Genomic DNA, 12,821 nt, shown 5'->3' on the forward strand with positions numbered 1-12,821 from the left:
TGAGTCTAAATAATTCACTACTTATATCATGATAAATGGCAATTACTCATCTTCATTTTAGAGTCAATTCATTATTAAAAAAATTTTCACGCTGAATCAATTCATCCCACTCCCTATAACTGTACAACTTCAAATTTTCGACTTTATTACCTGTTAATAAATAACGTCCATCCCATGACAATACTTCACGACAGTCATCAGGTTGAATTTCCGAAAATTTCGGTAATTGAAATAAATGCTGTTCTAAAATCATTCCTATTTCCAATAGTTCTTTGAGATTTTTCACATTTTTTGGAATCATTGAAAACAACGGACACAAAGTTAAAATCTCTGCCACGATTCCGATTGGTTCTTCATACAAATCATCTAGACACCAGTTTCCATCCAAAGTTCTCCAGATATAGATATTCCAATGCCCTATACCAATAGTTAATGTTTCAGGATCGGCATCAGGTTCTTGATAATACACTTGATATTTTAAAGAAGCTGTAGACACGATATCCATTTGTGGAAGTTTTAAATATGGATGATTTTGAAAAATTTCCTCAAAAAATGATTGCAATCGGTTTTGTAAAATATCTAGCCCAAAACTTTCAGAAAAAATACTCACGAATTTAGCTTTCTGTTGTTCAGAAAGATTAAATTTATTCATCCAAATACTCACTCAGGTAACTTATACCCACAATTTGGACAGAAACAATACTTGTTTTTTTCTCTTTCCAATTCCTGTTCTTTACGTTCACGAATCAGTTGTAAAACAATATCTCGTGTCTGCTCAGCAGATAAGCCAACATCTCTACGAATATCATCAATCTTGTCTTCATCATGAATAATGTCAATTTCACAGCTTTCTAACAAATCTCGAAACTTTAACTCCAGTTGTTGCTTTCTTAATTCCAATTCATTGGCTAAACCATTTGCCAAGATACCAGCGGGTAAAGCAGCCAATCCAACACCAAGTATGGTAATCAAAGCACCAAGGAAGCGTCCAAGTGGAGTAATTGGCGTTACATCACCATAACCCACAGTGGTTAATGTCACCACCGCCCACCACATAGATGCAGGGATTGAGCTAAAGACATCGGGTTGTGCACGACCTTCGACAACATAAATGCCTGCTGCCGCCATCACGATCATAATCACCAAAATAAAAATCACGGCTTGAAATGAACCCTTTTCACGTTCTATAACGCGCAGTAGAATCTGTAATGAAATAAAATATCGGGTAAGTTTTAATAAACGCAGTAAGCGCAGAATCCGCAAAAATCTCAAATCAATATGTACAAAGAAGTTGATATATGCAGGTAAGATCGCCAGTAAATCGATAATCGCAGCACCACTGGTCACATATTTCCAACGTACTTTCCATTCAGAATCAAACGGTTCTTTTTCTGCAACACTCCAAAAACGTAAAATATATTCAACTGTAAAGACAATGATTGAAAAATCCTCAAAAGCGTCAAAGTAAAGCTGGTAGGCTTTATAAACATCATTGATTGATTCTAAAAGTACCGCGACAACATTACCAATGATTAGAAAAATCAAAGAAAAATTGATCGCACGACTAAACCACGTTTCATAATCTTCATTATGCAAATTGTCATATACAAATTTTCGGAGTGTGTACCAAGCTGTGAATCGCATGCATTATTCTTTATTTTAAAGATAAATCATCTTAATACTTATCGATTTAATTGCACATCTTCAGCTGCTTGAGTTTACAATTTTGTTGATTATTTTGACTGTTAAAGAATCGAACTCAAAGTATAAATATATCTTATTCATTGCATAATTTTTTATTATACAATAAATAAGATTACAATGTCTTATTGAATCATATGCAATTTGTGAAGGCGCGGTTGAATTTTATCGTTTTGAAACTATTTTTATAATTTTTTTAAAGCGTAGAATAAGGTCGCGGACAGTATCGTTAAAGGCACCCTTTCCTCTAAAGATACTATCCGCTAAATCAAAGCCAGTCTCCCAAATGTCTTTGATTTGATAAGTTTATTCTAGCGTTCTACTGAATAGAATGTTTCCCGTATTTAATATAAATCTCCAGTATTTTCGGAATGATTTTTCATATATTCCATTATTCTCGAAAATATTTTCTGTGGTAAAGCTCATGAATGAAAGTCAGTACACTTTAGATAGGATTGATCGCAAAATTTTATCGGCACTTCGAAAAGATGGTCGTTTAACGGTCGCTCAGCTCTCTGAACTGGTTGGACTTTCCTCTTCGCCATGTTGGACACGTGTTAAACGTCTAGAATCTTTAAATGTCATTGAAGGCTATACTGCAACCATAAATGCCAAAGCCATCGGGATTAATGAACTATTTTTTATTGAGATCACCTTAGAACGTCATGATGACGAAATTTTAGAACAATTTAGTGATGCACTCAGTCAAATGCCTGAAGTTGTAGAAGCGCACTTGGTAACAGGCGATTATGATTATTTGGTCAAAGTTGCGGTGAAAAATGCTGAACATTATGAGCGCTTTTTACGTAAAAATTTATATTCAATGAAAGGTATTCGCCATACTCGTTCTATTTTTGCTTTACGTCCTTTAAAGCTTGAAAATAAATCAGACCTCATGATGATTGAATAAGCAAAAAAATCTTGAGAAGAGTTTTCACATTGAAGCAGGAAAACTCTTCTTTTCAGCATATTTTTTAGCCAGCTTAAAGCTACAAAAAGCTTAACACCTACAAAAAATAGTACTTTAGTCTAAGACTTTTTTGAATATTTATTACACAAATATACTAATCAAATTTTAATCTGGTTGTTTTTTGTACACATCTTTACAAATTTAAAAACAAATTATTTCATATATTTAAATCATTTACGAAAAAAATCATTACACAAACTAACATTTATGTAACTTTTCTACATTACAATATTATTAAAACTTGATGAAACAGGAAATATATGAAGAGATTTTTTAAATACCTACTGATTGTCATCGGGGTTATTTTTGTTATTGGATTGATCTTTTTATTCAGACCAATTGCTTCTAAAAAAGTCAACACAACAGCAGATGAACCAGTTGTAGATGTGGTACTTGTTGGTGGCGGTATTATGAGTGCAACCTTGGGGACTTACCTCAATGAAGTTGAACCAGACTGGACCATCAATATGTATGAACGTTTGGATCAGGTAGGTCAAGAAAGTTCTGCGGGATTCAACAACGCAGGAACGGGACACTCTGGCTTTATGGAAATGAACTATACCCCTGAAAAAGACGGTAAAGTTGATATTAAAAAAGCCATTGATACTGCTTCACAATTTGAAGTAAGTAAACAATTCTGGGCTTATCAGGTCAAAAATGGCGTGTTGGGTCAACCAAACAGCTTTATTAATCCTGTACCACATATTGCCTTTGTTTGGGGCGATAGCGTGAACTACATGAAAAAACGTTATGAAGCGATGAGCCAAAGCCCAATGTTCGAAGGATTAAAATATACTGAAAATCCTGCTGAAATTAAGCAATGGGCGCCTTTAGTTATGCAAGGCCGTGATGCAAACCAAAAAGTGGCTGCAACACGTATGGACGTAGGTTCTGATGTAAATTATGGTTCAATTACGACCCAATTAATTGATCATTTGAAAAAACAGCCTAAATTCAAACTTGAAACTTCATCTGAAGTAACAGGTATTAGTCAAAATGCAGACAAAACTTGGACTGTATCGTTTAAAAATCTAAAAACCAACACAACCAGCCATGTTAAAACTCGTCATGTGTTTATTGGTGCGGGTGGTGCTGCGATTAGATTATTGCAAATGACAGGTCTGGAAGAAACTAAGCAATATGCTGGCTTCCCGATCGGTGGTATTTTCTTGATGACAGACAATCCGGCTGTTACATCACAACATACTGCAAAAGTCTATGGTAAGCCTGAATTAGGTGCACCTCCAATGTCTGTACCACACATTGATACTCGTTATGTTGATGGTAAAAAGTATGTATTGTTTGGTCCATTCGCAACCTATTCAAACAAGTTCCTAAAAAATGGTTCTCAGTTTGATTTGATTGATGCGACCAACAAAAACAATGTGATTCCGATGGCAACCATTGGAATGGAAAATCTGGACTTGGTGAAATATTTAGTCAGCCAAGTGGCGATGTCTAAGCAAGATCAGTTCAATGAATTGAAAAAGTATTATCCAGATGCAAAAATTGAAGACTGGACTTTAAGCCAAGCTGGCCAACGTGTTCAAATCATCAAAAAAGCACCGGGTAAACCTGCAACACTTCAATTCGGTACAGAGATCTTCACCTCTAAAGATGGTTCAATCACTGGCCTTCTTGGTGCTTCACCAGGTGCATCAACCTCTCCATACATTATGTTGAGCTTGATGGAAAAAGCGTTCCCTGAGCAAGTGAAAGGTAAATGGAATCCAAAATTGCATGAGATTGTGAAGTCTTATCAACAGGATTTAAATACCAACCCTGCTCTGCTTGATCAAGTGCGTACATATACCAGCTCGACTTTAGGTTTAAATTACACACCTACTCGTAAAGCTGCAAATGATGCGACAGCCGCTGCTGCACCTGCTGTAGCAAATGCACATTAATTTTCTTGTGTAAAAAAGATGAGCTACGGCTCATCTTTTTTATGGCTGAATATCTCATTTTGTGTTTTAATACGATCAGTATGAGATGAGCCTTATATAAGTATAGAGTGATCTATACGACTAGCCCCTGAATAAGGGGCTTTTTATTGTCTGATCATTTTATCTATAAGTTAAATGAGTATTATTATTTTAAAACACAGTTAGAAAATAAAAGTGTTAAATTTCAAAGATACATACGGGTTGATTTCAATTATATCAAGTTAGATTAAATTGTTTAAAATCATTATGTATAATGAAATAACTATAGAAGCTGAAGATCAATCGTAGAAGATTAATAAATATGAGATATAGAATTAGGACTTATTTTTAATCAAGCTATGTATAAGCTGTTTTAAATTATCTTGAATATCTTTTGGGAGTTGTATAAATAGTGCATCTATGGGCATCTGATCCCAATTCTCAGCAATGTTTTCATCATCATCTAAGCTTTCTGCCAATAAAAACAATTGCGCTACAGTGCAATTAAATGCTTCAGCAAGGTACTGGAGTATTGCAGGACTGTACCCTTGATTGCCATTCTCAAGATTGGAAATATTACTTTTTGAAGTATTGGAAAAATCGGCTAATTGCTGCTGAGTCCAGCCCTTCCGTTTTCTCAAATAACGTATTGCATGACCGATATTCATTCTATCTAGTTTTAAATACTCAGAATATGCAAAAAAAAGTTAATTATTATATTGAGTATTTTAATTCAGGCTCCCCTTGTCTTATCGATAATTTTGATATCACTCCACTAACAAATACATTGTTTGATTCTGTGAACACTGATTTTGATCCATCGAGCATCAATCATTATGTCGTTATTTTAGATTTTAAAAATATGATGACTGATATTCTAAAAATGTATATTTAACAGATTTTTATTTTTATCAATAACATATTAAGAATATGAGTATTCCACATTTAAAGAAAAATACTCATCGATACCTTTTATTTTATTAATATCTAATAATTTATAGCAACAGAAACTTTAGCCTCAATATCTCCAACAATTTTAATTGGTGCGATTACAAAAAGAAGCATCTCCATTAAATATGGCTTACTGCCTTTCCCGTAAACCTCAACTGATAACTCTTTCATTAATTTACAATATTCTTGATAAGCACTTTTATTGCTTCTGTACACATATTTTTTCTTACTTAATCGAAAAATAGTTTGCATGTCATATTTAGCTAACTCAGAGCTTCTCCCTAAAGGTTGATAAAACAACTCCATTTCAGGTGCATAATTAAAAATCAACCAATTTAATGCATAAATCACTCTTGAATCATAAATTGCATGATTATCAGGATTAATAAATGAAGCAACTTTAGAAAATGAAGAAATACAATCAAATGAATTTTTAGTTAATTTATCTTGCCCCATTTCAATTATAAATTTTTTGATTCTGGCATCATTAACGTCATTTTGTTTAAAAGAACCGATGCCACCCCACTGTTGGATAATCCAATAATAACAATCTAGAGAGTGCTGTTTTAATAAAAAATCTTTTAAATTTTCTTTTAGGTATCTATTTTTTTCAAAATTAGAGCCATTTAGTTCTGGAATTTCTATTGGACAACTGCTTGGAATTCCCCAGTCATAATCTTCGAGATTAAACTCTTCTGATAAATCCTTTAAAACTGTTATTAATTTTTGCATCATTTCAATTCTGTACACACTATATCTAAAAACTAAGGGCTGATTAATCAGCCCTTAGTTTTAACTCAATTTAATCTATTTTTCAATAAATTAGCTCAATTGAGCAGCAGCAATTTTCTTAGTATCAATGTCTTTAGCAGCATCTGTATACTCGCCCATCTTGTCGAAGTTCAAGTATTGATAGATGTCAGCAGACATGCTGTCGATTTGAGCAGCATATTGTTGATACTCTTCTGGAGAAGGCAATTTACCAAGTACCGCAGCAACAGATGCAAGCTCAGCAGAAGCTAAGTATACATTTGCGCCTTGACCTAAACGGTTCGGGAAGTTACGCGTAGAAGTCGATACACAAGTTGTGTTCGGAGCTACACGTGCTTGGTTACCCATACATAATGAACAACCTGGCATTTCAGTACGCGCGCCAGCTTTACCATAAATGTTATAGAAACCTTCTTCCATCAATTGATGTTCGTCCATACGTGTTGGTGGAGCCAACCATAAACGAGTAGACAATGAACCACCTGGTACTTTATCAAGTAATTTACCAGCAGCACGGAAGTGACCAATGTTCGTCATACAAGAACCAACGAACACTTCGTCAATCTTAACGCCTTGAACATCAGAAAGAAGTTTAGCGTCATCTGGATCGTTCGGGCAGCAAAGAACGGGTTCTTTAATGTCAGCAAGATCAATTTCATACACTTTAGTGTATTCAGCATCAGCATCAGCTTGAAGAAGTGATGGATTCGCTAACCATTTTTCCATGTTCTCAACACGGCGAGCCATAGTACGTGCATCGCCATAACCTTGAGAAATCATCCACTTCAACATTGTGATGTTAGAGTTCAAGTATTCAGCAACTTTCGTTTCAGAAAGTGTGATTGAACAACCAGCAGCAGAACGTTCAGCAGAAGCATCAGAAAGTTCGAATGCTTGCTCTACAGTTAAGTCTGTTTCCATTTCTGTTAAGTCGATTTCTAAGATACGACCAGAGAAAATGTTTTTCTTACCTTTTTTCTCTACAGTTAAGTCACCCGCTTGAATCGCGTAGTAAGGAATTGCATGTACAAGGTCACGTAGCGTGATACCAGGCTGCATTTTACCTTTGAACTTAACAAGTACCGACTCAGGCATATCCAACGGCATAACACCAGTTGCAGCAGCAAACGCGACAAGACCAGAACCCGCTGGGAATGAAATACCGATTGGGAAACGTGTATGTGAGTCACCACCAGTACCAACTGTATCTGGAAGAAGCATACGGTTTAACCAAGAGTGAATAATACCGTCACCTGGACGTAATGAAACACCACCACGGTTCATGATGAAATCAGGAAGCGTATGTTGCATTTGAACGTCAACTGGTTTTGGATATGCAGCTGTGTGACAGAAAGATTGCATCACAAGATCAGCAGAGAAACCTAAGCAAGCTAAGTCTTTCAATTCATCACGAGTCATCGGACCAGTCGTATCTTGCGAACCAACAGTCGTCATTTTCGGTTCACAGTAAGTACCTGGACGAACGCCTTGACCTTCTGGAAGACCACAAGCACGACCAACCATTTTCTGAGCTTGAGTAAAGCCTTTACCAGTGTTTTCAGGTTGAACTGGAACACGGAATAAAGTAGATGCTGGAAGACCTAAAGCTTCACGCGCTTTAGTTGTCAAACCACGACCAACGATTAAGTTGATACGACCACCCGCACGAACTTCGTCAAGAAGAACAGGCGTTTTCAACTCAGATTCAGCGATTTGCTCGCCTGCTTTAAATGCAGTGACTTTTGCAGCAGCATGATCAATTTTAAGAACGATTTCATCGCCCATGTTCATGTTAGCAACATCAATTTCTACAGGTAACGCACCAGCATCTTCCATTGTGTTGAAGAAAATTGGAGCGATTTTAGAACCTAAGCAGTAACCACCGTCTTTTTTGTTCGGGATGTGAGCAATGTCATCACCAAAGAACCAAAGCACTGAGTTAGTCGCAGATTTACGAGAAGAACCCGTACCAACAACGTCACCAACATAAGCAACTTGGTTGCCTTTTGCGATGAGTTCTTTGATTTGGTTTAATGGACCAACTTCACCAGGAACTTCTGGGTTGATACCATCACGTACGTTTTTAAGCATTGCGTTTGCATGCAATGGGATATCTGGACGGCTCCAAGCATCTTGTGCAGGAGACAAATCATCAGTATTTGTTTCGCCAGTTACTTTGAAAACAGTAAGTTTGATTTCTTCTGGAACGTCTTTACGGCTAGTAAACCATTCAGCATCAGCCCAAGATTGCATAACGGCTTGTGCATTTGCATTACCCGCTTTGGCTTTTTCAGCAACGTCATGGAACGCATCAAATACAAGAAGCGTTTTTTTCAATGCTTCAGCAGCTAAGCTTGAAAGTGCAGCATCATCAAGCAATTCAACCAAAGGTGCTACGTTATAACCACCAAGCATAGTACCTAGTAAGTAAACCGCACGCTCTTTAGAAACCAATGGAGAAGTCGCTTCACCTTTAGCAACAGCAGTCAAGAAAGCAGCTTTTACATATGCAGCTTGGTCAACACCTGCTGGAACACGGTTTTCAAGCAAATCTACTAAAAATGCTTCTTCACCCGCTGGTGGATTTTTTAGTAATTCAACCAAGTCAGCAGTTTGAGCATCGTCAAGTGGCTTCGGTGGGACTCCGAGTGCGGCACGTTCTGCAACGTGTTGGCGGTAAGCTTCTAGCACGGTGTAATTCCTCTTTTTAAAAATTTACCTGTGAATTCCTGCTTATTAAAGCTTCACAGGCAATATGGACTGTCAAATTTTACTAAAAATCAAGCCAAAAGTTAATGCAATGAGCGTATTAATTCGTGATGACCATTATTTTATAAATAAATACTCATCACTTTTCGCTTCATTTAACTACAGATCTACACAGTACGCTTTCATCAGACGTTTATGTAAATTATTTCTCAAATTAATTTGAAAAAGCTCTAAAAATATTATCTTTGTAAAACATGAACTTCTCTTTAATAAGATTGAAGTTATGTTTACCTTGCCTTTAGACTGTTTCAGCCATAAAAAAAGCAACATATGTTGCCTTTTTTTTAGAACAAAGTACATTCCACCTTAGTGGACTGTCGTACTGTCTACATACTTTTGGAATTCCGTACGACAACCTTCAAATTTCATTTGCACTTCATCTTCATGAAACATTGAATGTTCAGTACACGCAAATGAAATTTTTACTTGGTATAACTTCGCTCGTTCATCAATGACTTCTTGGAAAAAAACTTGATCACCTAAACTCAGCACATAATGACTGCCGCTAATCACAGCGACACCATTGTCATCTTCTAAGAGCAAATCTGCATTATGTAAATAAGCAACTACTTCCATTGTCTCACTCCTATGCTACTTTTTGTTTTCTATTTCTATATTGTATATATGCTTTTCAATTTTTATGCTAATCATTTTTTGTGACGAGGCTTGTCGATTACTTATATATTCTCGATAACTCAACATAAAAAAACCACGTCATCGTAATCTTTATTCAAAAATACACTTAAATGGTTTAAAAGAATCAGGACTCAAAAGTATGCATGTCTTGACCATTCACGATTCGCATTTCTAATGTACACAAATCGTATTCTTTCATTGTCTGCTGATCAGGTATATATCCTGCTTGTTGTGCTTTAAGCCATAAAAAAACCGCTCCTTAGAACGGTTTATAATCTGGCATTTTTGTCGGATCATGGGGGGTATTTAGACATTGTTCAAATGCTTCGTTCTTAAACTTTGCTTGAACTGCATCTTTATCCGCTTTTAGCTCTGCATCTGATAATGCATAGACTTTCTCTAAATACTCAAGTACAAAGCCCTTAGTTGTTGGATCAGTGACTTTATTTGCATATTCAATTGCTTCTTTCTTGGTAATCCCATTTTGACGATCTAAAGTAATAGAACGTGCAGCATTACCAATACTGGTACAGTAACCTTTCCAAATTTCTTCAGGAGTTGCAGGCTTTTTCTCAGTACAACCCGCCATCAATAAAACAGTGCTTATCGCACCTAAAATTACGAACTTCTGCATTAAAAAATCTCCAATTCCACACTATGATACTTAATTTTTCAGTAAATTGGAGAGTTTCTTGCTTTGAAATCTTACATTCCTCGCCAATCTACACGTGCATTGCGCTCAGTGGCGTAAATTCTTTTCACGTATTGCCCTAAAGGCAGTTCTAACAAATGTTGGCTAAATTCGGTAAATTCTTGAGAAATATTTTCTGCATATTCCTTTTCCCACGGTGTCGCAGGTAATTCTAATAACGGTGCAAGGATTGAACATACCGAGATATCTGCCAAACCAAGGCGATCGCCAACAAAATAACGGCAACCGTTATCAATCAAAATCTTATTTAAACTGTCGATAGTCAGCTCTAAATTGTATTTAGATTCTTCGACTTTCTCTTTATCTAATTGATAACTTTTTGAAACCATGGTTTTTAGAATAGGCTTTGAAATTTTTTCAAATTGACGTAAATAGCCTTTTTCACCAATCATAATTTCTAGCGGTTCATCGCCTTCTGCTAAAGCATGTGCCAATCCCCAACGACGTACATGAATACCTAACTCATTGGCAATCAGATCAATTTCTAAGGTTTTTTCACGAAGCGTGTGATCTGTACGAAGCAGTCGATGTTCAGGATAAACATCATCTAGATACAATGCGATTTGAGTCGACCCCGCAATAAAACGTTCTCCATCTTTTAAAATAGGCAACTTGTTTTGCCCTGTTTTAAGTTGTGCAAATGCACGATGGACACCTGGGATTAAATTCTGCGCAACAAAATCCAATTCTTTATGATCAAGCAACCAGCGGGCTTTTTCACAGTAATGCGAGAGTGGGAATTGGTACAACGTACGCATGTAGTCTCCAAATTATTTTTTTAATTAAAAGCTTAGATAAATCTAAAAGTTAAGATTAATCCTGAGTAATCTTGTGTACTTTAGACATTCATCACCTGAATTACAATGTACTTTTTACTTCAATCGCTCGTCATATGACCCAATGCTTATTCTATGGTTATATCAGTTTCTTTATTCTTTATTCGTGATAGGAATAACAAAGCTAACTCTGACTAAGAGTCAGACCTGCTAAACTCAAAATAAATAATAAATTTCAATATTTTAACTTATATTCAATATTAAAAAACTTTGCGATTTTTATCCTAACAATATTTTTAGATAAGTTAAGCACAATAGTTCGTTTAATTTTTACCACAATATTGCTTAGCGTTTTGGTATCTATTGAAAGGTGCCAATATGTCTAGTTTGAATTCTTCTACCTCAGCCTTTGTGATCCAAAACGATCAACAAGCAATAAATGCAGCTTACCAAGTTGCTGATTTTGCTTTGGTAGAACGAAATATACGTGATCAACAACGAATTTTACCTGTTGATGTCATTCAAGAATTAAGCCTCAAAGGATTAGGTGGAATTCGTATTGCCAAAAAATATGGTGGGGCTCAAGTTTCAAATAAAACCCTTGCGCATGTTTTCCGTATTTTATCCAAGGCAGATGCCAGTGTTGGACAGATTCCTCAAAATCAATTTGGCTTGTTAAATGCCATTGAGCATATTGCCAATGAACAGCAAAAACAGTTTATTTATACTGAAATTTTAAATGGTAAACGTCTTTCTAATGGTGGCCCAGAACGCAATACCAAAGATACCCGCACTATTGAAACACGTTTAGAACAGATCAATGGTCAATACCTTTTAAATGGTGAGAAGTTTTATTCAACGGGTTCATATTTTGCCGATTGGTTGGCGATACGTGCAATTCATCCAGATGGTCATATTGTTTTAACGATTATTGATCCAAAAGCTGACGGTGTTGAAATTGTTGATGATTGGGATGGCTTTGGACAACGTACAACGGCAAGTGGCACAGTGCGTTTAAAAAAAGTTGTGGTTCATCCAGATCTTATTATGGATGAAAAACCACTTGCCGATGCGTCAAAATATCGTGGGGCGTACTCACAACTGATTCAGGTTGCGATTGATGTGGGCATTGCAGAAGCTGCCTTTGCAGATACTTTATCTGCAATCCATAAAGCACGCCCAATCATTGATGCCAATGTGGCTAAAGCCAGTTTTGAAGCGTATACCCTACAAGAAGTCGGTAAGCTCAATATCTTACTCGATGCATCGATTTTATTGCTGGATGAAGCCGCAGAATATTTAGATCAGTTAGATTCACAAGACATCGTCAGTCCTGAACAAGCCAGTAAAGCCTCCATTATCGTTGCTGAGGCAAAAGTGTATGCCAATGATGCAGCACTCCTTATTTCTGAAAAATTACTTGAATTGGGCGGTAGTCGTTCAAGCCTAGAAACTCATAATCTCGATCAACACTGGCGTAATGCTCGTGTACATACCTTACATGACCCTGTGCGTTGGAAACTTCATGCCATTGGAAACTATTACTTAAATGGTACGCAAAATCAGCGCCATGCGTGGATTTAAAGTTAAACGACTTTGTTACTCATCAG

Annotated in this window: 11 protein-coding genes; 3 read left to right on the forward strand and 8 right to left on the reverse strand. The window is 36.3% G+C overall.

Annotation, left to right across the window (positions count from 1 at the left end; all coding sequences use genetic code 11):
- Window positions 1–52: 52 nt before the first annotated feature.
- Together FY049_RS07755 and FY049_RS07760 are read right to left on the reverse strand one after the other, a co-directional pair.
- Entirely contained in the window at window positions 53–652 is a 600-nt protein-coding gene (locus FY049_RS07755) for a hypothetical protein (RefSeq protein ID WP_262780000.1), read from the reverse strand.
- 8 nt (window positions 653–660) lie between these two features.
- Window positions 661–1,644 carry an ion transporter gene (locus tag FY049_RS07760; RefSeq protein WP_151801695.1) on the reverse strand — a complete coding sequence of 328 codons (984 nt, stop codon included), beginning with the start codon at window positions 1,642–1,644 and terminating at the stop codon, window positions 661–663.
- Between the two features lie 481 nt (window positions 1,645–2,125).
- On the opposite strand from FY049_RS07760, the gene FY049_RS07765 reads away from it, so the two are divergent.
- Window positions 2,126–2,611 (forward strand): Lrp/AsnC family transcriptional regulator, encoded by a 486-nt coding sequence (locus FY049_RS07765; protein WP_004720894.1) that lies wholly within the window; start codon window positions 2,126–2,128, stop codon window positions 2,609–2,611.
- A gap of 320 nt (window positions 2,612–2,931) precedes the next feature.
- Window positions 2,932–4,578: a malate dehydrogenase (quinone) gene (gene mqo / locus FY049_RS07770; protein ID WP_004720897.1), complete on the forward strand. Its 1,647-nt coding sequence runs from the start codon at window positions 2,932–2,934 to the stop codon at window positions 4,576–4,578.
- Window positions 4,579–4,931: 353 nt separating this feature from the next.
- Here mqo and FY049_RS07775 read toward each other — a convergent pair whose 3' ends face one another.
- The 6 genes from FY049_RS07775 to FY049_RS07800 form a co-directional block, all read right to left on the reverse strand.
- The gene (locus tag FY049_RS07775; RefSeq protein ID WP_004720899.1) at window positions 4,932–5,264 is read right to left on the reverse strand and encodes a helix-turn-helix domain-containing protein; all 333 of its coding nucleotides are present in this window, start codon (window positions 5,262–5,264) and stop codon (window positions 4,932–4,934) included.
- A 319-nt stretch (window positions 5,265–5,583) separates the two neighbouring features.
- Window positions 5,584–6,282: a hypothetical protein gene (locus tag FY049_RS07780; RefSeq protein WP_446083461.1), complete on the reverse strand. Its 699-nt coding sequence runs from the start codon at window positions 6,280–6,282 to the stop codon at window positions 5,584–5,586.
- Between the two features lie 87 nt (window positions 6,283–6,369).
- Window positions 6,370–9,009 (reverse strand): bifunctional aconitate hydratase 2/2-methylisocitrate dehydratase, encoded by a 2,640-nt coding sequence (locus FY049_RS07785; RefSeq protein ID WP_004720906.1) that lies wholly within the window; start codon window positions 9,007–9,009, stop codon window positions 6,370–6,372.
- Window positions 9,010–9,393: 384 nt separating this feature from the next.
- Entirely contained in the window at window positions 9,394–9,663 is a 270-nt protein-coding gene (locus tag FY049_RS07790; protein WP_004720907.1) for a hypothetical protein, read from the reverse strand.
- A gap of 319 nt (window positions 9,664–9,982) precedes the next feature.
- Window positions 9,983–10,357, reverse strand: a complete 375-nt coding sequence (locus tag FY049_RS07795; protein ID WP_004720910.1) for a hypothetical protein — start codon at window positions 10,355–10,357, stop codon at window positions 9,983–9,985.
- 71 nt (window positions 10,358–10,428) lie between these two features.
- Window positions 10,429–11,193 carry a glutathione S-transferase family protein gene (locus tag FY049_RS07800; RefSeq protein WP_004821170.1) on the reverse strand — a complete coding sequence of 255 codons (765 nt, stop codon included), beginning with the start codon at window positions 11,191–11,193 and terminating at the stop codon, window positions 10,429–10,431.
- A 396-nt stretch (window positions 11,194–11,589) separates the two neighbouring features.
- Here FY049_RS07800 and FY049_RS07805 point away from each other — a divergent pair, with 396 nt between their 5' ends.
- The gene (locus FY049_RS07805) at window positions 11,590–12,795 is read left to right on the forward strand and encodes an SfnB family sulfur acquisition oxidoreductase (protein WP_446083462.1); all 1,206 of its coding nucleotides are present in this window, start codon (window positions 11,590–11,592) and stop codon (window positions 12,793–12,795) included.
- The last annotated feature ends 26 nt before the right edge of the window (window positions 12,796–12,821 follow it).

The organism is Acinetobacter sp. 1125_18A (genome assembly GCF_052824985.1).